The 25,137-nt window shown below is 60.0% G+C and carries 26 protein-coding genes; 9 read left to right on the top strand and 17 right to left on the bottom strand.

The window, feature by feature from the left end; translation table 11 throughout:
- Window positions 1-35 precede the first annotated feature (35 nt).
- From RXV86_RS11270 to dnaQ, 4 genes are read left to right on the top strand one after another with little or no spacing between them, the layout of a single operon-like run.
- Window positions 36-635, top strand: a complete 600-nt coding sequence (locus RXV86_RS11270; protein ID WP_316299646.1) for a Maf family nucleotide pyrophosphatase — start codon at window positions 36-38, stop codon at window positions 633-635.
- Window positions 632-1,465, top strand: a complete 834-nt coding sequence (locus RXV86_RS11265) for a shikimate dehydrogenase (protein WP_316299644.1) — start codon at window positions 632-634, stop codon at window positions 1,463-1,465. The genes RXV86_RS11270 and RXV86_RS11265 overlap by 4 nt, the downstream gene beginning before the upstream one ends.
- Window positions 1,462-2,052 (top strand): dephospho-CoA kinase, encoded by a 591-nt coding sequence (gene coaE / locus RXV86_RS11260; protein ID WP_316299642.1) that lies wholly within the window; start codon window positions 1,462-1,464, stop codon window positions 2,050-2,052. Before RXV86_RS11265 ends, coaE begins: the two co-directional genes overlap by 4 nt.
- Window positions 2,045-2,734 carry a DNA polymerase III subunit epsilon gene (dnaQ, locus tag RXV86_RS11255; protein ID WP_316299639.1) on the top strand — a complete coding sequence of 230 codons (690 nt, stop codon included), beginning with the start codon at window positions 2,045-2,047 and terminating at the stop codon, window positions 2,732-2,734. The genes coaE and dnaQ overlap by 8 nt, the downstream gene beginning before the upstream one ends.
- A gap of 7 nt (window positions 2,735-2,741) precedes the next feature.
- On the opposite strand, the gene secB is transcribed toward dnaQ, so the two are convergent.
- Both secB and RXV86_RS11245 read right to left on the bottom strand, forming a co-directional pair.
- Window positions 2,742-3,233, bottom strand: coding sequence for a protein-export chaperone SecB (gene secB, locus RXV86_RS11250; protein ID WP_316299637.1), 492 nt, complete (start codon window positions 3,231-3,233; stop codon window positions 2,742-2,744).
- Between the two features lie 46 nt (window positions 3,234-3,279).
- Window positions 3,280-3,774 (bottom strand): FxsA family protein, encoded by a 495-nt coding sequence (locus RXV86_RS11245; RefSeq protein ID WP_316299634.1) that lies wholly within the window; start codon window positions 3,772-3,774, stop codon window positions 3,280-3,282.
- Between the two features lie 111 nt (window positions 3,775-3,885).
- Between RXV86_RS11245 and RXV86_RS11240 the strand changes: the two genes are divergently transcribed.
- Genes RXV86_RS11240 through RXV86_RS11230 form a run of 3 tightly spaced genes read left to right on the top strand, consistent with a single transcriptional unit; the run spans window position 3,886 to window position 6,179 of the window.
- Window positions 3,886-4,545 (top strand): Tim44/TimA family putative adaptor protein, encoded by a 660-nt coding sequence (locus tag RXV86_RS11240; RefSeq protein WP_316299632.1) that lies wholly within the window; start codon window positions 3,886-3,888, stop codon window positions 4,543-4,545.
- A 44-nt stretch (window positions 4,546-4,589) separates the two neighbouring features.
- The gene (locus RXV86_RS11235) at window positions 4,590-5,588 is read left to right on the top strand and encodes a murein transglycosylase A (RefSeq protein ID WP_316300250.1); all 999 of its coding nucleotides are present in this window, start codon (window positions 4,590-4,592) and stop codon (window positions 5,586-5,588) included.
- Window positions 5,589-5,597: 9 nt separating this feature from the next.
- Window positions 5,598-6,179: a Smr/MutS family protein gene (locus tag RXV86_RS11230; protein WP_316299630.1), complete on the top strand. Its 582-nt coding sequence runs from the start codon at window positions 5,598-5,600 to the stop codon at window positions 6,177-6,179.
- Here the strand turns inward: RXV86_RS11230 and RXV86_RS11225 are convergent.
- From RXV86_RS11225 to regB, 12 genes are all read right to left on the bottom strand, one after another.
- Entirely contained in the window at window positions 6,162-7,385 is a 1,224-nt protein-coding gene (locus RXV86_RS11225) for an MFS transporter (RefSeq protein WP_316299628.1), read from the bottom strand. The genes RXV86_RS11230 and RXV86_RS11225 overlap by 18 nt on opposite strands.
- Before the next feature lie 42 nt (window positions 7,386-7,427).
- Window positions 7,428-7,712, bottom strand: coding sequence for a hypothetical protein (locus RXV86_RS11220; protein ID WP_316299626.1), 285 nt, complete (start codon window positions 7,710-7,712; stop codon window positions 7,428-7,430).
- A gap of 31 nt (window positions 7,713-7,743) precedes the next feature.
- Window positions 7,744-9,057 (bottom strand): ATP-dependent protease ATPase subunit HslU, encoded by a 1,314-nt coding sequence (hslU, locus tag RXV86_RS11215; protein WP_316299623.1) that lies wholly within the window; start codon window positions 9,055-9,057, stop codon window positions 7,744-7,746.
- Window positions 9,057-9,611, bottom strand: coding sequence for an ATP-dependent protease subunit HslV (gene hslV / locus RXV86_RS11210; protein WP_316299620.1), 555 nt, complete (start codon window positions 9,609-9,611; stop codon window positions 9,057-9,059). The genes hslU and hslV overlap by 1 nt, the downstream gene beginning before the upstream one ends.
- Before the next feature lie 163 nt (window positions 9,612-9,774).
- Window positions 9,775-10,095, bottom strand: coding sequence for a thioredoxin (gene trxA / locus RXV86_RS11205; protein WP_316299617.1), 321 nt, complete (start codon window positions 10,093-10,095; stop codon window positions 9,775-9,777).
- 43 nt (window positions 10,096-10,138) lie between these two features.
- The gene (gene addA / locus RXV86_RS11200; protein ID WP_316299615.1) at window positions 10,139-13,543 is read right to left on the bottom strand and encodes a double-strand break repair helicase AddA; all 3,405 of its coding nucleotides are present in this window, start codon (window positions 13,541-13,543) and stop codon (window positions 10,139-10,141) included.
- The gene (gene addB / locus RXV86_RS11195; protein ID WP_316299614.1) at window positions 13,540-16,467 is read right to left on the bottom strand and encodes a double-strand break repair protein AddB; all 2,928 of its coding nucleotides are present in this window, start codon (window positions 16,465-16,467) and stop codon (window positions 13,540-13,542) included. Before addB ends, addA begins: the two co-directional genes overlap by 4 nt.
- Window positions 16,460-17,152: a nucleotidyltransferase family protein gene (locus tag RXV86_RS11190; RefSeq protein WP_316299612.1), complete on the bottom strand. Its 693-nt coding sequence runs from the start codon at window positions 17,150-17,152 to the stop codon at window positions 16,460-16,462. The genes addB and RXV86_RS11190 overlap by 8 nt, the downstream gene beginning before the upstream one ends.
- Window positions 17,128-18,150, bottom strand: coding sequence for a phosphotransferase (locus RXV86_RS11185; RefSeq protein ID WP_316299610.1), 1,023 nt, complete (start codon window positions 18,148-18,150; stop codon window positions 17,128-17,130). Before RXV86_RS11185 ends, RXV86_RS11190 begins: the two co-directional genes overlap by 25 nt.
- Window positions 18,137-18,577 carry a tRNA (adenosine(37)-N6)-threonylcarbamoyltransferase complex ATPase subunit type 1 TsaE gene (gene tsaE, locus RXV86_RS11180; RefSeq protein ID WP_316299608.1) on the bottom strand — a complete coding sequence of 147 codons (441 nt, stop codon included), beginning with the start codon at window positions 18,575-18,577 and terminating at the stop codon, window positions 18,137-18,139. The genes RXV86_RS11185 and tsaE overlap by 14 nt, the downstream gene beginning before the upstream one ends.
- 98 nt (window positions 18,578-18,675) lie before the next feature.
- Window positions 18,676-20,223: a PAS-domain containing protein gene (locus RXV86_RS11175; protein ID WP_316299605.1), complete on the bottom strand. Its 1,548-nt coding sequence runs from the start codon at window positions 20,221-20,223 to the stop codon at window positions 18,676-18,678.
- A gap of 131 nt (window positions 20,224-20,354) precedes the next feature.
- Window positions 20,355-21,755: a sensor histidine kinase RegB gene (gene regB, locus RXV86_RS11170; protein ID WP_316299603.1), complete on the bottom strand. Its 1,401-nt coding sequence runs from the start codon at window positions 21,753-21,755 to the stop codon at window positions 20,355-20,357.
- 95 nt (window positions 21,756-21,850) lie between these two features.
- On the opposite strand from regB, the gene RXV86_RS11165 reads away from it, so the two are divergent.
- Together RXV86_RS11165 and RXV86_RS11160 are read left to right on the top strand one after the other, a co-directional pair.
- Window positions 21,851-22,528, top strand: a complete 678-nt coding sequence (locus tag RXV86_RS11165) for an SCO family protein (protein WP_316300248.1) — start codon at window positions 21,851-21,853, stop codon at window positions 22,526-22,528.
- Between the two features lie 96 nt (window positions 22,529-22,624).
- On the top strand, window positions 22,625-23,161 hold the full coding sequence (locus tag RXV86_RS11160) for an ActR/PrrA/RegA family redox response regulator transcription factor (RefSeq protein WP_316300247.1): 537 nt from the start codon (window positions 22,625-22,627) through the stop codon (window positions 23,159-23,161).
- Between the two features lie 206 nt (window positions 23,162-23,367).
- On the opposite strand, the gene RXV86_RS11155 is transcribed toward RXV86_RS11160, so the two are convergent.
- The 3 genes from RXV86_RS11155 to RXV86_RS11145 all read right to left on the bottom strand — a co-directional run bounded on the left by RXV86_RS11155 (window position 23,368) and on the right by RXV86_RS11145 (window position 25,105).
- Complete coding sequence (locus tag RXV86_RS11155; protein WP_316299600.1) at window positions 23,368-23,937, bottom strand: hypothetical protein; 570 nt, start codon at window positions 23,935-23,937, stop codon at window positions 23,368-23,370.
- Window positions 23,938-24,026: 89 nt separating this feature from the next.
- Complete coding sequence (locus RXV86_RS11150) at window positions 24,027-24,512, bottom strand: GNAT family N-acetyltransferase (protein ID WP_316299598.1); 486 nt, start codon at window positions 24,510-24,512, stop codon at window positions 24,027-24,029.
- Window positions 24,509-25,105: an HD family hydrolase gene (locus RXV86_RS11145; RefSeq protein WP_316299596.1), complete on the bottom strand. Its 597-nt coding sequence runs from the start codon at window positions 25,103-25,105 to the stop codon at window positions 24,509-24,511. Before RXV86_RS11145 ends, RXV86_RS11150 begins: the two co-directional genes overlap by 4 nt.
- Window positions 25,106-25,137 lie beyond the last annotated feature (32 nt).

Raw genomic sequence — 25,137 nt, 5'->3', positions numbered from 1 at the left:
GGATAGAAGTCACGGGTCAACAATGAGGTTTGCCCATGGCCCGACCGATCATCCTTGCCTCAGGGTCCGAGATCAGACAGACGCTTTTGCACAATGCCGCCGTGCCATTTGGAGTTTCCGTTGCACGGCTGGACGAAGATGCAATCAAGCGGGCGATGTTGGAGGATGGTGCGCCGCCGCGTGACATTGCCGATACGCTGGCCGAGGGCAAGGCAATGAAGGTCAGTCGCAAACAGCCCGATGCGCTGGTGATCGGCTGTGACCAAGTGCTGGATTTCGGCGGTGAGCTTTTGTCAAAGCCGCGCGATGTCGATGAATCGCGGGATCAGTTACAGGCGTTACGGGGTCGACGGCACAGCTTGTTGTCTGCGGCCGTGCTGTGTCATCAGGGACGACCGGTTTGGCGCCATGTCGGTCAGGTTCGGCTGACCATGAACGACTTTTCCGATGCTTATCTCGAGGCCTATCTTGAGCGAAATTGGAACAGCATTCGATACAGTGTCGGGGGATACAAGTTGGAAGAAGAGGGGGTTCGGTTGTTTTCGCGCATCGACGGGGACTATTTCAACGTCCTTGGATTGCCCTTGCTGGAAATTCTCGCTTATCTCGGCGCAAGCGGAGATTTGGACACATGAGTTTGGAACGCATTCCCCTGGCAGGCGTGATCGGTTCACCGATTGCCCATTCGAAATCACCCCAGCTGCATCATCACTGGCTACGGACCTATGGGTTGCAGGGGCACTACATTCCGATGGACGTGAGCAGTGAAAACCTGAAAGAGGTTCTTCAGACCCTGCCGAAGATGGGATTTGTCGGGGTCAACATCACCGTGCCGCACAAGGAACGCGTGCTAGAGATGGCCGATCTGATCACTGATCGGGCGACGTTAATCGGAGCGGCGAATACGCTGATCTTTCGCAAGGACGGTAAAATCCATGCGGACAACACCGATGGGTACGGGTTTATCGAGAACCTGCGTCAAGGGGCCGAGGGCTGGGATGCCAAGACCGGACCGGCGGCCGTCCTGGGCGCTGGTGGTGCTGCGCGGGCGGTGGTGGCGTCGCTCTTGGATGCAGGCGTGCCGGAGATCTTGATTTCCAATCGAACACGGGTGCGGGCAGATAAACTGGCCGATGATTTCGGAAAGCGGCTGCGCGTGGTGGAATGGGTCAAAGCGGGCAATATGCTGGAAGATGCGGCGTTGGTGGTGAACACGACGTCGCTTGGCATGTTGGGCAAACCCGAGTTGCGGGTGCCGCTCGATGGGATTCGGCGCGAGGCGGTGGTGACGGATCTGGTTTACAATCCGCTGCAAACCCGGCTGCTGCGCGTGGCAAGCGAGATCGGTTGTGTCACCGTTGACGGGCTGGGCATGCTGTTGCACCAGGCGGTGCCAGCCTTCGAGCGCTGGTTCGGGAAGCGTCCCGAAGTGGATGCCGCGACCCGCGCGGCGGCTTTGAGATGAGCTTTCGTCTTGGCCTGACCGGCTCGATCGGGATGGGGAAGTCGACGACAGCAAAGCTGTTTGCCGAGGCGGGGTGTGATGTCTGGGATGCGGATGCGGCGGTGCATCGGCTGTATGCCAGGGGCGGTGCGGCCGTCGCGCCGATGCAGGCTGCGTTTCCGGGCGCCATCGTGGATGGCGAAGTGTCGCGTGCGGCATTGAAAACGATCATCGGCGAAGACTCGGGTGCGTTGAATCGGATCGAAGCGATTGTGCATCCACTGGTGGCCGAGGACCGGGCCGAATTTGCCGAGAAGGCCAGCACGGACATTCTCGTCTTCGACATTCCTCTGTTGTTCGAGACGGGTGGGAATGAACGCATGGATGCCGTGGTGGTCGTGTCTGTTGATGCAGAGGTGCAGCGCCGCCGGGTGCTGGAGCGCGGCACCATGACAGAGGCCCAGCTCGAGACTATTCTTGCCAAACAGGTGCCTGACGCCGAGAAACGGGCCATGGCGGATTACGTGATTGTCACAGACACGCCGGACCATGCAAAAGAACAGGTTGAGGCGGTGGTTGCCGACATTCGGGGGAAGAGGAATGCGTGAGATCGTTCTTGATACCGAGACCACGGGGTTTGATCCAGAAAGCGGCGACCGGATTGTCGAGATCGGCGCGGTCGAGCTGTTCAACCACGTGCCCACGGGCAACACTTATCACCAGTACATCAATCCCGAGCGGTCGATGCCCCAAGAGGCGTTTGAGGTGCACGGATTGGGCGATGACTTCCTGCGTGACAAGCCGGTTTTTTCGCAGATTGCCCAGGCTTTCGTTGACTTTGTTGGTGACGCCAAAATGGTGATCCACAATGCCAGCTTTGACATGAAGTTCATCAATGCCGAACTGGGTTGGTTGAACATGCCCAAAATGCCGATGGATCAGGCGATTGATACGCTGATGATCGCGCGCAAGAAGTTTCCCGGTTCACCCGCGTCACTGGATGCGCTGTGCCGTCGATTCAATATCGACAACTCGGCGCGGACGCTGCACGGGGCTTTGCTTGATAGTGAGATTCTGGCCGAGGTTTACCTGGAGCTGATCGGTGGGCGGCAACCTGATTTCGGGCTGGCCCATGCGTCAACCCAGATGATGGTTGGCGCAAGTGGTGCCGATTGGCGGCCGACGCCACGGCCGACGCCGCTGCCGTCACGGATCAGCGAAAAAGAAGCCGCCGCCCATGCCGAGTTTGTCGACAAGATGGGCGACGGCGCGCTTTGGAAAAAGCTGTGACCGGATTTTAGGAGACGGGTGCCTGACCAGCTTCGGCCTGACGGCGGGCGATTTCCTGACGATAAAGGCCCATGAAATCGATATTGTCGAGGTTCAGCGGTGGGAAGCCACCGTCACGCGAGATGTCCGACACGATCCGGCGCAGGAACGGGAACAGAAGACGCGGGCATTCAATCAGAAGGAACGGGTGCATCTGATCGTCCGGAACACCGGCGATAAAAAACAGGCCGGCATAGTCGATTTCCATAAGGAAGATCTTGTTTTCGGCGTTTTCCTTGTCGCGGTTCTCGATGTTGAGCTTGATCGAGACTTCGTACTGGTTGTCGCCTTCGCGCTCCTTTGCATCGAGGTTGACTTGAACCTGGATGTCGGGCTGCACTTCGCCCTGACCACCTTTTTGAGCAAGGATGTTTTCAAACGACAGGTCGCGAACGTATTGGTTGACAACGTTCAGTTGGATTTGCGGGGCCTGATCTGCCCCATTGCCGGTTTCGGCCATGGTAAACTCCCGAAGATGAGTAAATTTGCCCCTGACTGAGCCAAACTTAGTGCTTTGTCCAGCCCGAAGGCGGGTGAGTGGGGCGTTTTGACGGATCGACCTCGCTAAACTCGCCATCAATCACATCGCCGGGAGCCGTTCGTGGGTCGTGTGGATGATGTTGCCGGGCTTGTGCGCCCATCGAGAACGTCGTGACTTTGACCCGGCTTCGCGCCCATTTGAACACGGCGCTGCGAATACCCGGCACCAGAAGGGCAAAGCCAAGGGCATCCGTAAAGAAGCCGGGCGTCAGCAGGAGCGCCCCGGAAAACAGGATCATGGCCCCGTGGGCCAATGGTTCGGTAGGATCGCGCAATTCGGAAAACGAACCCTGTAGATCGGCTAGGGCGGCGAGTCCCTGCGTGCGCACCAGATAGGTGCCAAGAATTGCGGTCAGCACCACGATGAGCAGGGTGTATCCCAGTCCGATGGCACCGCCGACCTGAATGAACAGGGCGATTTCGATTAGCGGGACACCGATAAAGGCGAAAAGCAGCCACATGTTTGACGTTCTCCTAAGGTTCAAATGGCGCAATGGACTTGACCGCGCCCGGCATATACATAAGTGCAGGTCAGGCGCATTTCTATGCGTGGGCTGCCAAGAGGTAAAAAAGTGAACCAACCCATCATCCAGCTTCTCGTTCTGGCCGGTATCGCCATTTTCCTGATTCTGCGGCTCAGAAGCGTTCTGGGCACCCGCGATGGGTTCGAGGCCCCGCCGCAGCCGCGTCCAACCGAACGCAGCAACGCGCGCCGTGACTTCGAGGTGATCGAGGGTGGGCCGGATCACGATATCATCGACCATGTCGAAGAGGGCAGCGAAGCAGCCGAGGCCCTGGCAAAAATGAAGCGCACGGAGCCCAGCTTTGGCGTGGCGCAGTTCCTGCAAGGAGCGCGTGGCGCCTATGAAATGATCCTGATGGGGTTCGAGCGTGGCGAGATGGCCCAGATCAAACCGTTCCTGTCAGATGAGGTTTACGAGGCTTTTGCCGGCGTGGTCGAGGCACGCGAAAAAGAGGGTCTTCAGATTGAGGCCGAATTTGGTGGCGTGCGCGAGCTGTCGCTTGCAGATGCGTATTTTGATGACGCGACAAACACCGCGGAAGTATCAGTGAAATTCATCGGTGAGCTGAGCAGTGTTGTACGCAACAAGGCCGGTGAAATCATCGAAGGTGAGGAAGGCAAGGTCAAACGCCAGAAAGATATCTGGACGTTCGAGCGTGTGATGGGCGCGGACGATCCGAATTGGCGGCTTGTTGCCACGGGCGAATGAGGCCGATCGTTCGGGCATTGGTACTGGCACTGGCGGGGGCGATCATGGCAAGCGATGTCACTGCCGCCGCCGAGCCCGAGTATCGCATTCTGAAATTCGAGGATTTGGACGGCTGGGAGGTGGATGACCACCGCGCCGCGCTCGATGTGTTCCTGAACACCTGCCGCGACATGGATGACCCGGATTGGCGCTCGCTTTGTGCGCTGGGCCGGGATCAGAAGGATGCCAAGGCGTTTTTCGAACTGTTCTTTCGTCCCGTTCTGATCGAGGACGGAAATGACGCGCTGTTCACCGGGTATTTTGAGCCCGAGCTGGACGGCGATCTTTATCCATCGTCGCGCTATCGCTATCCAGTGTACCGCATGCCGCCCGAGGCGAAATCGGCGGGAACATGGCTGACCCGCCGCGAGATTGAAACGGGTGTGACCATGCAAGGGCGCGGGCTTGAGATTGCCTGGGTTGATGACCCGGTCGAGCTGTTTTTTCTGCAGATCCAGGGGTCGGGGCGGATCAGGTTGCCCAATGGGCGGTATCTGCGCGTTGGGTACGGTGGATCGAATGGGCGGAACTACAAATCCGTCGGGGTGGAGCTGGTCCGGCGCGGCGTCTACAAGGCGCACCAGGTCAGCGCACAGGTGATCAAAAACTGGGTGCGGCGCAACCCGGTGGCTGGGCCGGAACTGCTACGCCACAACCCGTCCTATGTGTTTTTTCGCAAGGTGACCAAGGTGCCCACCGACAAGGGGCCGCTGGGGGCGATGAACCGCTCGATAACCACGCTGCGTTCGGTTGCGGTGGACCCGAAATTCGTACCGCTGGGCGCGCCGGTCTGGATAGAAAAGGCCGGCAAAGACCCGATGCACCGGTTGATGGTCGCGCAGGATACCGGTTCGGCTATCAAGGGCGCGCAGCGCGCCGACATTTTCTATGGCACAGGCGATGCAGCGGGTCGGGCGGCCGGGCGGCTGCGCGATCCGGGGCGGATGGTGGTGTTCATGCCGATCCAGCGCGCCTTCGCCATGGTGCCGGTGGATGCGCAGTAAGGCACGGCAATGACACGGCGCAGATTGTCCCCCGAAGAGGTCGAGCTTTGGCGAAAGGTGACGCAGACGGCAGACCGGCTGCATCCCGAACGCGCGCCACATCCGGCACCGCTTCCCAAGCCGAAACCGAAGAAACGGGTGGTGACGCCGGTTGCATCGTTCACGGTTGGGGTGAGGGCCAGCACGGCCCTGCCCGGTCATGATCTGAGCCCGCCGCCGGGTGAACGGCTGGCGCGGACACCGTTGAAGATGGATCGCAAGACCCATGCCAAGATGAAGCGTGGCAAGATGGCACCCGAGGGCAAGCTGGACCTGCATGGTATGACCATGGACCAGGCGCATCCGAGACTGACATCGTTCATCCTGCGGGCGCAGGCCGAGGGAAAACGGCTGGTGCTGGTGGTGACTGGCAAGGGCAAACACCGTGATGACGGTGGGCCGATCCCGGTGCGCCACGGGGTGCTGCGTCACCAGGTGCCGCAATGGCTGTCACTGCCGCCATTGGCACAGGCGGTTTTACAGGTGGCCGAAGCACATGTGTCCCATGGTGGTGGTGGAGCCTATTACGTTTACCTACGGCGCAACCGCTAGGGCGGGGCGGACGCGGGTCACACCGATCCACATCATCGCACTGGCAAGCAGGAAGTAGATGGCGACCAGTGTGAATTGGGTTGAAATCCCGAGACCGAGGTCGATGCCCAGCCCGGTAATCCCCGGACCGATGGCCGAGCCCAGAACCATCACCGCTGCAATCATTGCCTTGACTGAACCGATATGACCAGTGCCATAGACCTCGGCCCAGAAGGCATTGGGCATGGTGGCCATGGCACCGGAAGTCAATGCCATCAGGACGAACCCGGAAACGATACCGCCGATGCCCTCTGCCAAGGCAAAGCAGAGAAAGGCGCCGACCATAGGGAGCTGGATAAACGGCATCAGACGCGCCGCGCCGAACCGGTCGATCAGCCAACCCGAGACGATCATGCAGAGCGTCGTCACCGCCGTGTAAAGAGGGAAAAGGGCGACGAGGCCGACATGGGCGATGGACTTGATCTCGGCGTAGTGCACCTGGTGGAAGAAGAAGGCGGTGATGAAGGCGCCGGGCCCAAGGATGGCCGGGGCCATGAACCAGAACAGGAAGTGGCGGAAGGCCTGGTTGCGGGTCCAATGGCGGCCTTCCATACCCTGAGTACTCTCGGATTTCAGGAAGGACTGCGGCGTGCGTTCGTGGCGAAGCAGCGCGAAAAGCGCGGGAATGCCCAACAGCGCGATCAGGGCGGCGGCCACCCAGAGGAGGCGCCAGTCATAGAGTGCCAGCAGGGCCACGAACATCAGCGGCAGCAGCGCTTCACCGATGGAATAGCCCAGGGTGGCAATCGACAGGGCGCGGCCACGGGTAGCGACGAACCAGCGGGACATGGCAACCATGGCCGTGTGCGTGCTCATGCCCTGACCGGTGAAACGCAGGGCAAAGATGACGACGGGCAAGAGCCAGACCAACGGGTTCAACGCCATGAACAGGCAGGCCCAGGCCAGAAGCACCAGAATCACCGCACCCAATGCCCGGACACGAAACCGATCGGTCAAACCCCCGGCCCAAACCATTAACGCAGCCGAGGCGGTGGTACCCAGCGTATAGATGCCGCCCCACTGGCCGTGGCTGAGACCAAACGTGGCACGGATTTCACCAGCAAAGACAGAGATGAAGAAGGTCTGTCCAAAGCTGGACAGGAACGTCAGCAAAGCACCGGCGGCCAGCCAAGGAGCGTTTTCACGGATGAAGAACAATGTGTTCATACGCCATCTGAACCGGAGAATGGCATGGAAGGGAAGGTGAATTTACCGGTCCATCCAGCGACGGTAACGGATCACCAACTCGGATTCGCAGATCTTGAACAGGATGAAGAAGAACAGCGCGACGGCACCATAGAGCAGCAGTTGCAGAAGCTGCACGAAGGCCCCGGTGCGCAAGGCCAGCCAGCCGTGTTCGCCGATGAAGCGCAAATTGGCCATGCCCATTTGCAGAAGGTTGTAGGTGGCGAAGCCCACAATGGTGATGGATGCCCCGGCCAGAAGGAACACCAGAATGGCCGGGTACCCAGAAATTCGGATCAGTTGCTTCATGTCGTCTTGCCGGGTTGAGACACCACAGCGATCATAGCACGTAGCGGCTCAGATCGGTGGATTTCATCAGCTCGCCCAGGTTGGCCTGTACGAAGTCACCATCAACTACGACCTTTTCACCGGATCGGTCGGGCGCCGAGAAGCTGAGTTCTTCGAAGACCCGTTCCATCACGGTATAGAGACGCCGTGCGCCGATGTTTTCGATGCTCTGGTTGACCTCGGCGGCGATCTTGGCAAGGGCGGCGATGCCATCGTCGGTGAATTCGACCACCACTTCCTCGGTTCCCATCAGCGCGGTGTATTGCAGGGTCAGCGCGTTGTCGGTTTCGGTCAGGATGCGGACGAAATCCTCTACGGTCAGCGCACGCAGCTCCACGCGGATTGGCAGACGGCCCTGAAGTTCGGGCAGCAGGTCCGAAGGCTTGGCGATGTGGAACGCGCCCGAGGCGATGAACAGGATATGGTCGGTTTTCACGGCCCCGTGCTTGGTCGAGACGGTGGTGCCCTCGATCAGCGGCAGCAGGTCGCGCTGCACGCCTTCGCGGCTCACGTCTCCGCCACGGGTTTCCTGCCGGGCGGCAACCTTGTCGATTTCATCAAGGAAGACGATGCCGTTTTGTTCAACGGCCTCCAAAGCGGCCTTGTTGACGATTTCATCATCCAGCAGCTTGTCGGCCTCTTCGCCGATCAGGATTTCATAGCTTTGCGCCACGGTCATCGACTTGCGTGCGGTGCGCCCGCCAAAGGCCTTTCCGAAAATGTCGCCCAGATTCATCATGCCCATCTGGCCGCCGCCGGGCTGACCGGGGATGTCCATCATGCCACCTAACGGGTTCGAGGTGTCGGCAACTTCCAGTTCGATGATGGTGTCGTCCAACTCCCCGGATTTTAGTTTCTTGCGGAACATCTCGCGCGTGCCTTCGCGGGCGTCTTCACCGGCGATTGCGCTGATCACCCGTTCTGCGGCGGCGTGATGGGCCTTGGCCTTTACATCTTCGCGCATGTGGTCGCGTGTCATGGCGATGGCTGCATCGACCAGGTCACGGACGATCTGTTCCACGTCGCGACCGACATAGCCGACTTCGGTGAACTTGGTGGCTTCGACCTTGATGAAGGGCGCGCGGGCGAGTTTGGCGAGGCGGCGTGAAATTTCGGTTTTGCCGACGCCGGTCGGGCCGATCATCAGGATGTTCTTTGGATAGACCTCGTCGCGCAGATCATCGCTGAGCTGTTTGCGCCGCCAGCGGTTGCGCAGGGCGACGGCGACGGCGCGCTTGGCGTCGTTCTGGCCGATGATGAAACGATCGAGTTCCGAGACGATTTCGCGCGGGGTGAGGTCAGTCATTACGAGATTTTCTCCACGGTCAGGTTACCGTTGGTGTAGACGCAGATATCGGCGGCAATGGCCATGGCCTTGCGGGCGACCTCTTCGGCGGACAGATCGCCGTCCATCATGCCGCGTGCAGCGGCGAGGGCGTAATTGCCGCCCGAACCAATGGCGGTGACGTCATGTTCGGGTTCCAGAACATCGCCCGCGCCGGTGATCACGAAAAGCTCCGTGCCGTCGCTGACAATCAGCATCGCCTCAAGCTTTTGCAGGTATTTGTCGGTTCGCCAGTCCTTGGCAAGCTCAACTGAGGCACGGGCCAGTTGGCCGGGGGTTGCCTCGAGCTTGGTTTCGAGCCGTTCGAGCAGCGTAAAGGCATCCGCCGTCGATCCGGCAAACCCTGCGACCACGTCCATTCCACCGGGCGACAGCCGACGCACCTTGCGGGCGGTGCCTTTGATCACGGTCTGACCCAGGCTGACCTGACCATCGCCTGCAATCACCACTTCGCCGCCCTTCTTGACGCCGATGATCGTGGTGCCGTGCCAGCCGGGGAAATCTTGCTCTGCCATGGGCCTCTCTCCTTTGCGTTCTGGCACTATATGGAGGCCGCAGGGGCCGGGGGCAAGAGTGGGCTTGATCGCGAATGGTCTTCACTATAGCGCGCCGCGCAGATCAAAGAAAAAGCCCCGCGCGGAACCGGCGGGGCTTTCTCTTAATTCGTTGCCGAAGGGCTTAGATCGAGTCTTCGATCCAGCTTTGCATCGCCGCCTTTGGACGCGCACCGGCAGTGTTGGCGACCACTTCGCCGTTCTTGAAGATGAACAGAGCAGGAATACCGCGAACACCCAGTTGCGACGGGGACATCGGGTTTTCGTCAACGTTGACCTTCACGATCTTGACCTTGCCATCCATCTCGTCGGACAGCTCTTCCAGAACCGGGCCAATCATCTTGCAGGGGCCGCACCATTCGGCCCAGAAATCCACCACGACGGGGATTTCGGAATTCTTCACTTCGGCGTCGAAAGTATCGTCGGTTACAGCGACAGTTGCCATTTGCACATCTCCTGAATGGGCTTTGCGAGCATTGGCCCGGAACCTAGGTGTCGGGACCGGGGGCGTCAAGCATCTGGGTGGTCGCAAGGGCATGTATCACCAGATCGTGTGGCAGGCGCATAAGGGTCGCGTTGCGGGTCCAGAGCAATGCAGTCTGGATTTTCCGGCCTGGGAAGACCTGTTCCAGGGCCTGGGCATAAGCGCCCATTTGCCGCAACAGACCGTCAGGGACGGTGTCGACACTGTCAGGCACTACCGCGTTGGTCTTGAAATCGACGGCAAGGATTTCTTCGTCGGTGATCACCAGCCGGTCGATGATGCCGTGGATGCGTCGACCGCTCAGCGTGGGCAGATCGGCGGTGATCGGGACCTCGGCCAGCGCAGCGGTTTGAAACAGTGCGGCCAGCCCGGGCTTGGTCAGGACGTTCTCTGCTTCGGCCAAGAGGAGATTTTGTTCTTCAGACCCGGCGTTGTCCTGACCCGAGAACAGAATACGCCCGGCCACATCGGGCCATTCGTTGGCGGGATGGGCAGGTAAAAACTCGAGCAAACGGTGGATTTGACGACCGCGGCGAAGTGCGGCCTCTTCATCGAGGCCTGCCTCACCCGGCAAGGCCTTGGCGCCGCCCAGATCCGAGGGTGACAGAGAAGTTGGTCGCGGCGCAGGGATGGGTGCGGGTTGGTCATGCCAAATTGGAAGGGCGGCGGTTTGGGCCTGCTCTTCGGGCAAAGGTAAAGTCTCTAGTTCTGCCCAATTCCCATGTTCGAGCCGCAATCCGTCGCCGCCTTCAAACCCGTGAGAAACGGCTCCTCGTGCTGTCAGGGCCGCGGCGATCTTGTTGTACCAGCTGGCGTCGTCCTCTATGCCGGCATCTCCGGCGGCAGCTACGATCAACCATTTCTCCGCGCGGGTCATCGCGACATAGAGTAGGCGTTCACGTTCTTCAGCCTCGCGTTGTTTGCGGGCCTCGATCAGCGTGGTGATATGTGAGGGCGTGGCATTCGAAGGCGGGCGCCAGAACATCCGATCGCCGTCCTTGAGGAGTGCGTCGCGAATGCGGATGTCACGCTTGGCCGTGTCGGGCAGGATTACGATGGGGGCTTCCAGCCCCTTGGCGCCGTGCACGGTCATAACCCGGATCTGCCGCCCGGCGCCTTCCATCTGGCGCTTGATCTCGACTTCGTCGGTCTCAAGCCAGACCAGGAAGCCGGTCAGTGAGGGGACGGCGGTGTGTTCGTAGTTCAGGGCCTGGGAAAGCAGCGCGTCGATTCCGTCTTCGGCCTCGTGCCCCAGACGGGCAAGAAGTTTGCGCCGCCCGTCATGGCGGGTCAGCATGCGCTCGATCAGGTCGAAGGGGCGCAGGTAATCTGCCTTGCTGCGCAGATCGTCGAGGATGCTCATGGTTTTCGGGTGATCGGCAGCCTGGTCACGCAGCGCCTCCCACAGGTACCCCTTGCGGCCATGGGACAGGGTGAAAAGTGCCTGTTCGTCCCACCCAAAGAGAGGTGACTTCAACGCGGTGGCGAGCGACAGATCATCCTCGGGCGTGGCAAGGAAGCGCAAGAGTGCCTCGATATCACGTACTGCCAGCTCGCCGCCGATCCGCAGCCGGTCGGCCCCCGCAATGGGCAGGTTCAGCGCCTTGCATTCACGGATGATGGCGTGAAACAGAAGCGAGCGGCGCTGCACCAGGATTAGCACGTCCCCGGCGTGTACAGGGCGCAGAGCAAAGCCACCATTTCGACCCAGTTGCACCGGAATATGCGCATTTTCGACCATTGACTTGATTCCGCGCGCGATCTCCCTGGCGAGGATCGAGACTGGATCATCGGGGCCGACCATATCCACCGGATCATACCAATCCTTCTGCTCAGGCCTGTCTTCTTTTTCGACCACGGGCCACAGGTCAACACGGCCGGGCATGGACTCGAAAAACGCCTTGTGGGTCTGATCACTGGCAAACCCGGCGGCTTCACGCCCTTTGAAGGTTTGATCGACCAGAGACAAAATAGCGTGAGACGAGCGGAACGAGTATTTTAGCACAGAGGACTGGAGCGGATGGTTAGTGCCTTCCAGACGCTCGGCAAATTCCGCCTGCATCCGGTCGAACTCACGCGGGTCGGCGCCTTGAAAGGAATAGATGGACTGTTTCTTGTCGCCCACTACAAAAATCGTGCGCAATACATCGGCGCGGGCGCCTTCGCCGGCAGTGAACTCCTGCGCCAGCCGTTCGATCACGTTCCATTGGGCGGGCGAGGTGTCCTGTGCCTCGTCCACGAGAATGTGGTCGATGCCGCCGTCCAGCCGGAACAGCACCCAGGCGGCCACTTGCGGATTGTTCATAAGGGTGCGGGTGCGCTGGATCAGGTCATCGAAGTCCAGCCAGCCATGCGCCTGTTTGCGGATCTCGTAACGGGTCAGGAAGGCGCCGGCGAATTGGTGCAGGGCATGGGTTTGACGAGCGGCCAAGAGGGCAAGACGGGTGTTGCGTGCGTTTTGGATGCGGGTCATGAGACCCTGCAGGCCATCCAGCACAGGACCGAGCTTTGCCTGGGTCGCTTTGGTTGGAAACGAGCCTAACTTGGCGGAAAACGGCATTTTTGCCGAAGCGCCTGTAAGAAAGACCGATTCAAGGATTGGTAAGGCGGAAAGGTCGAGTGCGCCGAGTTTGGTCAGCTTGTTAGCGGCCTGTTGATCGGTGACCGATCCTTCACGTAACACCGGCATAAGGCTTGCCAAAATGGCGACGTCACCGGGTGCGAATACATTTTCCGACAGGGTTGTCTCGGTGAACCCGGCGGGTAGGTCGAACGTGGTTAAAAGATCATTGAAATCGGACTCTGCCGAAAACCCCTCTGCATATCGGCAAATCTCGGCGGCCAGCATGTCCAGCGCGTCATCACCGGACAAGTAGCCAACGATTCCTTCGACCAGCGCCCGGTCTTCGCTTTCGGCCATCTGCTCCAGCACGTCCTGACGCAACAGCGCCGCCGTGCGGTCGTCCATTTCTGCAAAACGGGGCGAAACCCCGGCCTCGAGCGGGAAACGGCGCAGGATTGATGAGCAGAAGGCGTGGATCGTTTGGATCTTGAGCCCGCCCGGGGTTTCGATCGCGCTGGCAAAAAGGCGGCGGGCATCGGTCAGCTTTTGCTGCGTGATTGTCTCGGAGATGCCCAATTCGGCCAGTTCTTTGCGCAGGTCGGCATCGGGCAGCATCGCCCATTCCCCCAGTCGGGCAAAGAGCCGGTTCTGCATCTCGGACGCGGCGGCCTTGGTGTAGGTCAGGCAAAGGATGTGTTGCGGGTTGACTTCGTCCAGCAAAAGCCGCGCCACGCGGTCGGTCAGAACCCTGGTCTTTCCCGATCCGGCATTGGCCGACAGCCAGGTCGATTGATCCGGGCGGGCGGCTTTGATCTGAGCAAGGGTTGCGTCGTTGGGGGCGCTCATGTCAACACCTCCGATATTGCTTCGTCGGTGATGTCCCATTCGCCGAACCGGGCCAGTTGGTCGTAGTCGCCGACATCACGGCTTTCGAACATGGCACGGCGGGATTGAAAGCCTTGCTCGTCGCTGAGATAACTCGCGATCAGGGCGCGGAATTCGGTCCAGATCTTTTCAGGTGGTTCTTCGGTGATCGGAGCGGAAACCTCGCCGGGACTGGCGCCAATGCCGATATAGGCGGCAGCTTCAATCACGCTTGCGTCGATGCTTTTGAAACCACCATTTTCGGCAATAACAGTCTCTAACAAGAGTTGTTTGTCGAAGTGTTTCTGCTTGTCCTTCGACGGCGGTGTGCCGGTTTTGTAGTCATAGATGCGCAAGCCGCCGGTGGCGGTTCGGTCGATCCTGTCGGCCTGACAGGTCAAGGTAAAATCGGGGGCGGTCATGTCGCGTTTTCCGCTTACCTCGAAAGCAATCGGTTCGGCGGATTCGCGGCGGCGGTGTTCATCTGCCAGGAAACTGTCTGCCACGCGATCAAGCCGCGACAACCACATCAGCCGGGCTGCGGGCCAGGGAATTTCGGCCTCGATGACCTCGCGGGCGGCGGTCATGAGGGCGTCGCGGGACAGTTCTCCGTTCACGGTCATGCTGGATTTGATGAACCGTTCCATCACGTCATGGGTGACGATGCCGCGGGCCAGCGCGTCGGGCGTGCGCATCAGCGGGTCAAGCGGGCGCAGGCGAAGGACGTGGCGGGCATAAATTGCGTAGGGATCGCGGATCAGTTTCTGGATTTCGGTGACCGAAAGCTTGCGCGGACGCGCGGTGACCGGCGGGCGCGGGGCGGGGCGGAAGGCCGGGTCGTTCGGTTCCACGTCCTCCATGGCTTTCGCGAGCGCGAGCCAGCGCTTCCCGCGACTTCTCATGCCGTCGAGCGCAGTCTTGCCGCCCTGATCGGTCAAACCGCCCAGCAAGTTGATCAGCCGATTGAGCCACCGCGAGACCACGGTTTCAGCCTCGTCGGATTTGGTCGATCGGGTCAGCCAGACCTCTTTGGCGGCAATTGCTTGCTGGAAGTCATGGGCTGAGAGGCCGATGCGCCGCTCGGGCAGGAGTAGACCCGCATCGTGGCGCATTTTGCGGTTGAGCCAGGGATCGGGGGTTGGGGCCTCGGGCCAGCTGCCCTCGTTGAGACCAGCAAGGATCAACAGGTCGGCACCCTGCACCCTGGCCTCGAGCGTGCCCCAGATCAGGATATCGGGATGCGGGGTTTCGACCTCGCGCACTTCGCCGCCAGACAGGACCGCGCCGAAAAGGTTGGCATAGTCAAAAGCCGAGAGCGGGCCGCCTGCTGGCGCGGCGTCGATCAAGGCATCGACGATCTGCTTGGCAGCGTGACCGTCGGCGTGGTCCCACGGATGGGCGGTGGCGGTGGCGTCGCTGCCCCGGATGACGAGGTGGGTCAGGTCGATATGGGCGTTAAGCCGGGTCTCGAAAAGCAGGTCGCCATCGCTGACCTGTCCGGTGCAGGTCTCGGCCACCCAATCAGCCCAAGCCTCGCATTCGTGAGTCGCGCCCCAGGCGCGGATCATGTCGGCATCGGGATAGGGTGGACCCTTTTTGCGGAGGTGGAGTTCCAGATCGCGGGTTAGCCGCAGGTGATTGCCGCGCCCTTCCGCCGAATGGGTCAGCGGGTGCTTCAGCAGGGTCAGCAGGCTTTCCGCCGTCAGCCGATCCTGGAATAGGCCCACCACGTGGCGCATCAACCGACCGATGGGCGACAGGGCCAGCGGCTCGCCCGCGCTGTCATCGGGCAGTATGTTCCAGCGATCCAGCGCGGCGGCAACACGACGGGTCAGCATCCGGTCGGGCGTGATCAGTGCGGCGGTTTTGCCATCCTCGGCAGCTTGGCGCAGGCGTAGGGCAATGGCGAGCGCCTCGTGCCGGGCACCGGGGGCTTCAACAAGGGTGATGTCTTGCGTGGCTTTGTCCAGATCGGTCAGATACGGGCCGTCGCGCAGCCATTGATCGGTGACAGGCGCTGGGCGCAGGGCCAGCGAGACCAGCGCATTTCGGGCTGGGTTTGGAGGCGTCGTAGTGCCCCACTGAAGAATGTCGTTACGGCCAAGGTTCAGCGCCCGCATCAAAGCGTGGAAACGGTATTGTGGGTGATCCTCGGCCAGGAGCGGATCATCGAGCACGGCCCAGAGCTCGCCCGGCATGTCGAAATCGAAGCCCGGTAGAACAAGCGCGCCTTGCGGTAGTTTCGCAACGGCCTGCATCAAAAGCTGCGTTGCCCCGCGTGAGCCGGTCGAGCCTGCGATGATTACCGGGTGGTCGGGCGGGTTGGTTTGCCAGTTTGTGGTCAGCGTCTCGACAATGCGGCGCTGGCGGGCCTCGCCGTCAGGGGCGGCGTGGCTGGTCTCGCAATACTGCTGAACGATCGCCAGGAAATCCTTGGTGCGAGACCAGTGGCCGGATTGATCGTCAACCTCCAACCGGGCGATTACCTCGGGCGAGACACCTTCGCCCTGCATTTCGCCAAGAAGCGCAGCAAGGCTGTCAGCGAGATCAAAGAGGGCCGAGCGGGGGGCGAATTTGTCATTGGCATCAAGGAAGGCCGAGACCAGTTGCACCAGTTCAAGGCGACGTTGCAGCGGTGGCACGGCGGGAGGGATGTGATCAAGTCCGACCTCCTCTCCCAGATCGGTGACCAGTCGGATGCGGGGCAGGAGCAACGCTGGGCCGTCATCGAACAATGCGCGAATACGGCGCGCCATGCGGCGGGTATTAACGATCAGTTCGACCTTGGCCAGAACCTGTGGTGGCTGGCCTGCGAACTGTTCGATCAGGCCCGAGACCAGGGCGGCGGGAAAATCGACTCCAGAGGGGAGGGCAAAGACACGGGGTTTGTCGGAAGGCTCAAACATCGGCGCCGTCCAGCATGTTCTCGGCCAGGGTGATGCCTTCGGGGCGGCCGACATCGCACCAGCTGCCGGGGTATTCAACGCCGAAAAGTAGGTTCGATGCGCCCATCCGATTCCATAGCAGGTTCAGGGAAAAAGCCGGTTCGGTGATGTCATGAAGACCGGCTGTCTTGATGATCTGTACACCACCATAGATATGGCCGGGGCCGCGGGTTATGCGGCCCGTGTCATCGATCAGGAAGTCGCCCTTGCCTGCGTGGCCGATGGCATTGCTGCGAGGGACACAGATCAGCAGGGCGTCCATTTCGTCGGGGTTCCACGCTTGCGCCAGAAGGTCCAGCGGGTTGGGTCCGCGCCAAACCGCATCGGTATTCATGGTGAAGACAGGGCCACTGCCCAAGAGGGGCAAAGCGTGGCGCAAGCCGCCGCCGGTTTCGAGTATGTCGGGTGACTCGTGTGAATAGGTCACGCCGCGCCCTTCAAGATGGGTAATCAGCGGCTCGGGTTTGTAGTGCAGGTTGGCAACCACGCGGGACAGGCCCATGGGTTCGACCAGCGCAAGGGCGTGGTCGATCAGCGGTCGACCGGCGACCGGGATCATCGGCTTGGGCACACTGGCGGTCAGCGCCCCCATGCGGGTGCCGAAGCCCGCGGCAAATAGCATTATGGCGTCGGGATCTGTCCGCATTTGTCCTTTAACCGGTTGAGAAGCTCGGGGGTGGGTTCGGGCAGCGCCGCGCGCAGGATCTGGGCGACGGGGGCCATGGAAGGATGGGCGAGGTCGCGTTGGTAGAGGCCCCAGACACGGGGGATCAGATCAACGTAATGCGCCTTGCCATCGCGCAGGCAGAGCCGGGCAAACACTCCGAGGATGCGCAGATTTCTCTGTGCGCCTAGAAGGTGATAGGCGGTTTCAAATGTATCTCTATTCCAGCCTGAAAGCCGCAAATAGCGGGTGATCATGGCGTGCTCGATTGTGGGTGGGACATCACGGCGAGCGTCCTGCAGAAGCGAAACCAGATCATAGGCTGGGTGGCCTGTCATGGCGTCCTGGAAATCGAGCAGGCCAACGCGGGCGGGGCCACTGCGATCGGGCAGCCAGAGCAGGTTTTCGGCGTGGTAATCACGCTGGATCAGCGCCGACTGGTCGCCTGCGTGATCGGTCAAAAGCGGGAGGAAGGCCGATGTAAACGCGGTGCGGGCAGTCGGGTTTGGTGCGGCACCGTGGCCGAGATACCAGTCAAAGGCCAGCGCGGCCATGTCAGTCATCACCTGCGGGGAATAGGCGGTAAGGTCGGCTGGCAGATCGGCCTGATGAAGGGTCCAGAGCGCGTCGATGGCGGTTTCATAGAGCGGCGTTTCAAGCGCGGGATTGTCTGGGATGACCCTGGCAAAGAGCGCGTCTCCCAGGTCTTCCAGCAAGAGGAATCCGTGCTTGGCATCCTGCGCTATGACCAGGGGGGCGGACAGGCCCAGCCCGGTCAGGTGTCCGGCGATATGCACAAAAGGACGAACATCCTCGCCCGTTTCTGGAGGGGCGTCCATCAGGATCGCGGGGCCGTGTTCCGGATGAGACAGACGTTCGTAGCGCCGGTTCGAGGCATCGCCTGCCAACGGCGCGCGCGTCGCATCGCCCCAGCCGTTGTTCGACAAGAAGGCGGTGGCGAGATCGTCACGCGATCGCATTGGTGATTCCTTCCAGCCGAGTGCTCCAATCAGGCTCGGTCCAGGTAATTCCGAGGGTACGGGTTCCGGCTTCTGGCGTCATAGCAAAGGCAAGGGACAGCGCGTTTGTCGGGGCAAGCTCTTCGAGTCGGTCGGGCCACTCCACCAGACAGATCGCATCCTCGAAAGCCTCGAGCAGGCCCAGTTCGACCACCTCGTCGGCGTGGGAAAGGCGGTAAAGGTCGGTATGCCACAGCTCTCCTTTTGAGGTGTCATAGACCTGAACCAGGGTGAAGGTTGGTGAGGGCACGTCCTCTGGTTTGTCCTGCAGCGATTGGATTAGCGAGCGGGCGAAGTGGGTTTTCCCAGCGCCGATGTCACCGGACAGAAGAAGCACGTCACCCGTGTGCAGAACCTGCCCGATTTGCGTAGCAAGATCGGCGGTCATATCGGGAGAGGTCAGTGTGATGTGAAACGGGGCAACCGGCATGGCGCGAGATTACCTACCCTGCCCGGTGCTGCAAGCCCGTTTGCGGGGTACAGGCGTCAGGCACCCTCTTTTCCGGCAGTCTGCGGCGCGGTTTCGAAAACCGGACGCAAGCGGAATCCGACAAGCGTTGCGCCACCGGACAAGGGGGCGACGCGACATTCCAGAGCGGTACCATTCGTCATAGTCACGTCGGAAAACCAGTCGGCCCGATCATTTGGATCATTGAAATATTCTTGCAGCTGAGGCCAAAATGGCCCGGGTTTGGCCATCTTGCGCCATTGCGTCATCGCATCGCGGATCGTGACATCGGCAAAGCTGGAATCCGGGTCCATTTTCCACAGCTTGCGAAACGCCAGGTTCGACATTGTCAGCGTACCACTGGTCGAGAACACCGCGATTGCCTCGTCCAGCGTGTCGATCGCCGCCTGACCAAGGTTTAGTTGGGCGCGGAACCGGCGGGTTAGAGAAATCTCTGCAGAGATATCCTCGAACAAGAGCGCGATGGCGCCATCAGGATGCGGCCGCCCGGTCACGCGATAGGTCAGACCGGATGGCAAGGTCCAGATTTCCTGAAACCGTCCATCCACCGATGCGATCACCATATCGGTGATCTGTTGCCGCCAATTGGCATAGTCCTTTGGTTCGGGCATCATGCGGTTGTCGCGCAGCATGTCGAAAAATGTCAGAAGAGTGGGGCGTGTTGACAGGAACTCGGCAGGCAGCGCCAACAGGTCAATCAGCGCGGGATTAAACAATGCCAATTGCCTTTCGCGATCGAAGATTGCCAGTCCGGTGGAAAGCTGTGCAAAGGTCTTTGTCAGGGTCTGAACGAATTTACGCTGAGCGGTTTCAGCCTCGATCACGGCATCAATATCGATAGCGAGCCCCATCGTGCCACCATCCGGCGTCGCCAGTTTGGACGCGTTGAACCATTTTGGTTCACTGGTTTTCTGATCCACAACCATTGTCCGTTGCGTGTGCGATGTTTGCCCGTTGGGAAGGGTCAGGTCGAACTCTTGAATAAGCGCGCCCTCGGCTATCGGGGAGACTCGCTTCAACAGCTGGAGATAAGCGCGGTTTGCCCAATCGATCATACCCTTCTGGGACTGCAACCAGATCGGATAGGGAAACATCTCGGCGATTTCCGAGATCTTGTTGAGCTGATCCAACTGCCTGATGCGAAGGTGCCTGTCGGCTGCGGTGGCGGAATCGGGCTCCTCAAGGCCCACCCTGAGTTTGCCGTTCACAACCCCGAGCCTTAGGGAGGCGCGATCGCCAGAGATTGCCGCATCGATTTGTATCGGGCCCAGGTCGCGGGCCTCAGCGGCGGTGGCGGGCAAACCAGGAAACCGAGCACTGAATGCTCGATGCAGAAGGCTCCAGTCGTGTCCGTTTGTGGGGCCGACATCCGTCAGGATGCCCTCGGCAATTGGGGTGGCATCAACGATCAGGTCGCCTTCGAGGAGGTAGTTGACCGTCGCACGCGGCGGCCTGTTTGCGTTCTTCCAACCATCCAGCCGTGAAAGGATCCAAAGAGCGCCGATGGCCAGGCCAAGGCACAACACTGCCATCGCAAGAATTGTCAAAACATCCACACCGGTCATCTATCTTCCCCAAGACCCAACATCGCCCGGCTTCAGTACCCGGGACGAACCCACCAGTCCCCCCTGAAGAAGACTGATTCCAATTGGTTAACGAGACGTAAACACGGCGTCATTTTCCGGCTTTTGTGATCTTAAACCTCCAAGGGACGGTTTTGACCGATTGGCATCGCATCGCCGCCGAAGCGGGCATCGATTTTGGCGAAGGGCCAGGTCACGGCGACGATGGCACCACATCTCGCGGACGCAACGGTATCTGCATTTTGTAAATCACTCCCGTTGGCAAAGGTCAGTTCGGCCCCGGTGCGTTCAAGCAGGGTTTTGGCGATGAACAGGCCAAGCCCCATGCCCTCATAGGCGGGGCGCGAAGCACCGTCGGTCGCGCTTTTCTTGCCGCTGCGCATGAACGGGTCGCCGATTCGCCCGATTAAATGCGCCGGAAAGCCCGGACCGTCATCCTGAATGCGTATTGTGATTTTGCCATGCGACCAGGTGGTTTCAACCCAGACATTTTCCCTGGCGAAATCGACGGCGTTCTGGATCAGGTTGCGCAGACCGTGAACGATTTCGGGGCGCCGCGCTATGACGGGTTGAGGAAGCTCGGTTCCCAGATGTGACATGGTTTCGAAATGCAGCGCCTTGCCGCGGTCGACATGCGGTTCGGCGGCCTCGTCCACGACGGCGGTGACAGGGGCGTGGCGCATGTAGAGGTCGTCTTTGCCGATCTGTCCCATCGAGCGCAGAATATCACGGCAACGGTCAGTTTCCTGATTGATCAGGGTCACATCTTCAAGAACGTCGGGGTGATCAGACAGGTCCTCCATCAGCTCGGATGAGGCCAGTTTGATCGTGGCCAGCGGCGTTCCCAGCTCGTGCGCGGCAGCGGCGACGATGCCGCTGAGATCGGACAGCTTCTGCTCGCGGGCGAGCGCCATTTGCGTTGCTTGCAGCGCATCCGACATCGAATGCGCCTCGGACGAGATCCAGCGGGCATAGACCGACAGGAAGACCACAGCGATGACGATTGCGACCCAATTGCCGAACACGAACAATTCGCCCACCCAAAGAACCGTACCCGCGGATGTTCGCAGCGGCATGTGAAATTCGGCCAGCAACGACACGATCAGGATGGCCATGGCCCCCAGGAACACGGTGCTGCGCAAACTGAGCGCGGCAGCCGACACGGTAACCGGCCCAACGATCAAAAGAGCAAACGGGTTGTTCAGCCCGCCGGACAGATACAAAAGCGCAGACAGTTGCAGAAGATCGAACAGAACCATCAACAAGTTTTCGCGTTCGGTCAGGCGCTTGCTTTCGGGAAAGATGAACATTGCCACAAGGTTGGCGATCACCGCCAGGCCGATCACCAGATAGAACAGGGCTGATTCGAGTTTCAGATCGTAGTAAAACCGCGCCACCAACAGCGCCCCGATCTGCCCGGCAATGGCCACCCATCGTAACCAGATGACGGTGCGCAGACGAATCCAGTTGCCCCGCTGACCGCCGCCGACGAATCCGATCGATGTATCTGTCATCTGCGCGCCTTCGTCCCGTTGCATCCTTTGAATTGATTGTTAGATGTGACGCGGGCGCCAATCAATGGCGGGTGATGGCGAGAGGGAAAAAGCCAATGACCAAGTACTATGCATGGGCTGCCGTTGTAGCGGTTGTTTTGGCGATTGGCGCCATCGTCGTGCTTACCATGGGCGGTTGGGGTCCGGATGACAAATACGCCCAGTGCCGAGCCACAAAAACCGCAGGCGGTGTTGGCTCCCTTGGCGGGCCATTCACCTTGGTCGATTTCGATGGAGAAGCGGTCACCAGCGAACAAGTAATCGATCAGCCGTCTTTGCTGTATTTCGGCTATACGTTCTGCCCGGATGTCTGTCCTCTAGACAATTCGCGCAACGCCGAGGCGGTCGGCCTTCTGGATCAACGCGGGTTGACCGTCAAGCCGGTGTTCATCTCCATCGATCCTGAACGAGATACGCCCGAAGTGATGCGTGATTTTGCCGAGACTTTCGACAGCATTATTGACGACGTGGACGGGGTCGAAGGAAACCTTGTCACACCCCGATTTGTTGGCCTGACCGGATCGATGGAACAGGTGAAGGCGGCCAGCAAGGCCTACCGCACCTATTTCAAGAAGCAGGAGCCGGAAGAAGGCGACGAAGAGTACTACCTGGTTGACCACTCGACCTGGAGTTACCTTGTCTTTCCGGGCGAAGGTCTGGTCGGGTTGTTTAAGCGAGGTGAATCACCACAGCAGGTGGCGGACCGGATTGGGTGTTTTGTGGAAAATCGTTAAGTCTCCGGCGGGTTTGACGAACCCGGGGGCGCGGGATACAACCGACACAGGCAGACTTGCGTGATCGGGGAGGAGACCGGCGTGACCGAAGAACTTATGGACATCGGTGAAGACAAATCGCTGCTCATCCTTGATGATGATGAACCGTTCCTGCGACGGCTGGCCAAGGCGATGGAAAAACGCGGGTTCGAGGTGGAAACTGCAAGTTCTGTTGCCGCTGGCAAGGCGATCGCCACCGCCCGCACCCCGGCCTATGCGGTGTGCGACCTGCGGCTCGAGGATGGCAACGGGCTCGACGTGGTCGAGGTGCTGCGCGAGAAGCGTCCCGATTGCCGGGTTGTGGTTCTGACCGGATATGGCGCGATTGCCACCGCCGTTGCGGCGGTAAAGATCGGCGCGACCGATTACCTTTCGAAACCCGCGGACGCCAAGGACATTACCAACGCCCTGTTGGCGGGGGAAAACGAACTGCCGCCGCCGCCGGAAAACCCGATGAGCGCGGATCGGGTGCGTTGGGAGCATATCCAGCGCGTCTATGAGCTGTGTGATCGCAACGTGAGCGAGACCGCGCGGCGGCTGAACATGCACCGCCGGACCTTGCAGCGTATCCTCGCCAAACGCAGCCCGCGATAACGTCAAAACACGACCTGACAAGAAATACTCTCGCGGTGCCGGAATCGGTTCGTGAGGGAAATGGTTAACGCCTCGAATTAACCGAAAATTAAGGTGCTGGAATCCGTCTGCTATCTGTCGGGTATCCGTCTGGCGTTCGGTGGGGCAGGGATTGGTTAGGGAAAAGAGTTAACGCAACGTGCGCGCAGACATGGTACTCTGTTGCTTTACTTTACGGCTTTTCTCAACTCGCGTTTCATCTTCTCGAATTTGCGATTGCTGGCCTTGCGATTGCCCTGACTGGAAAACCGAAGTTTGACGATGCAATTGTTGACGACACCTACTGTCACGTAATCGTTCGTGACCGGGTGCCCTTTGGGTTCTAAGAATAATTTCGATTCCATGTAGAGAACACCTGGAAACGTACCTTCGCCCCCGATCTCCATCGGTGTCTCCTGACCGGCTTCGGTGATCCCTTTGTTGGCCAACATTACAAGTCGTGCTTCAATTGCTGCGCGTGTGGCGCGCCCTAGCTCGTCCACCAAGTGCTTCTCGCGGATTTTCTTGCGCTGCATGTCGAAAAAGAACAGTGTCGCCCATGTCTTGCCAAGCGTTCCATATTGAAGCGCGTAGCCGCCGCCACGATTGGATTTCTCGTAGTTTTTACCTGACTTCAAGGCCAAGCCGCCTAGTGATTTTGGCCCAGCAGTATATAGCGCCTGGCATTGTTTGACGTCAGCAAAAACAGGCGTCGCGATGCCGAGAACAAATGTGATGCAGACGAGAAAGAGTTTCATTGCGAATATCCCAAGTGCAATGGAGCTGTGATTACACTTTCAAATTGTATGCCCGGGGTGGCGATGTAAAGCGGATAGCGGACAGGGGATCACAGATCGTAACGTTTGCAGATCCTCGCCACGACGGTGCCATCATCCAGCACGCTGTCTTCGACCCGCTTCCAATCCTCAAACCCACGCGATTGGTAGTAGGTCAGACCGCTTTCATTGTCGGCGCGGATGGTGGCGTTGATCCAGGAGTATCCAAGATCATGAGCGGCCTGTTTGGTGGCTTTGAACAGGCGTGACCCGATGCCAAGGCCGGTTTGGCCCACACGGACGAAAGTAGCGATGTCGCAGGCGTCATAGGGAAGGCCCTCTTTCGGGCCGATGGATTGAAACCCCAGAAGCATTCCGGTGTCATCTTCGGCCAGATGCCAGGCGCCTGCGCTTCCGTCTTGTGTCATCCATTCGGACAGAATATCGCCGGTGACTGGCGTTGTCTTGGCGGTGGTGCCGCCGAGCGCGATGATCGCATTCAACAGGTCGGCCATGGCGCGGCTGTCGGCCGGGGTGGCGCGACGGATGTGAATCACGGGGTCATCCCGGCCAATAGCGTTTCGTGCCGGGCGGTGAAATCACGGCGCACCTCGACCGGGGGGCGTAGGTGGATATCGAGACCCTCAATGAGGGCCGGGTCGGGCTTGCCAAAGAACCTGTCGGCTTCGGCTTTGGTGAAACCTGCGATCTGGGTGGCCTCCATCCAGGCCGAGACACGGTCGGCCGATTTGATCTTTTTCTTGATGTTGGCGGGCACGGCGGCGGGCAGGCCAAAACGGATATGGATGGCCGCCGTCAGCCGGTCATCGAGCGCGCCGTAACCGGGACCGACAGCTGCCTTCACAGGTGAAATCATGTCACCGATCACGTATTCGGGGGCGTCATGCAGAAGGGCGGCAAGGCGCCATTTTGCCGGTGATTTAGGCTCTAATCTTGCGTAAATCGTCTCTACCAGCAGAGAATGCTCGGCCACGGAATAGGGCCAGTCGCCAAAGGTCTGACCGTTCCAGCGGGCCACGAAGGCCAGGCCATGGGCGATGTCCTCGATCTCGATATCCATCGGTGTGGGATCGAGCAGGTCGAGCCTGCGACCCGAGAGCATCCGTTGCCATGCGCGAGGCTGTTTCATCGCGATCTCCTGTTGTCAGGCCACATGACTAG

The organism is Aliisedimentitalea sp. MJ-SS2 (assembly GCF_032586155.1).
GTDB lineage: Bacteria > Pseudomonadota > Alphaproteobacteria > Rhodobacterales > Rhodobacteraceae > JAWHTC01.
Note: the sequence above shows the minus strand (reverse complement) of the source record. Positions and strands in the feature narration are given on the sequence as shown.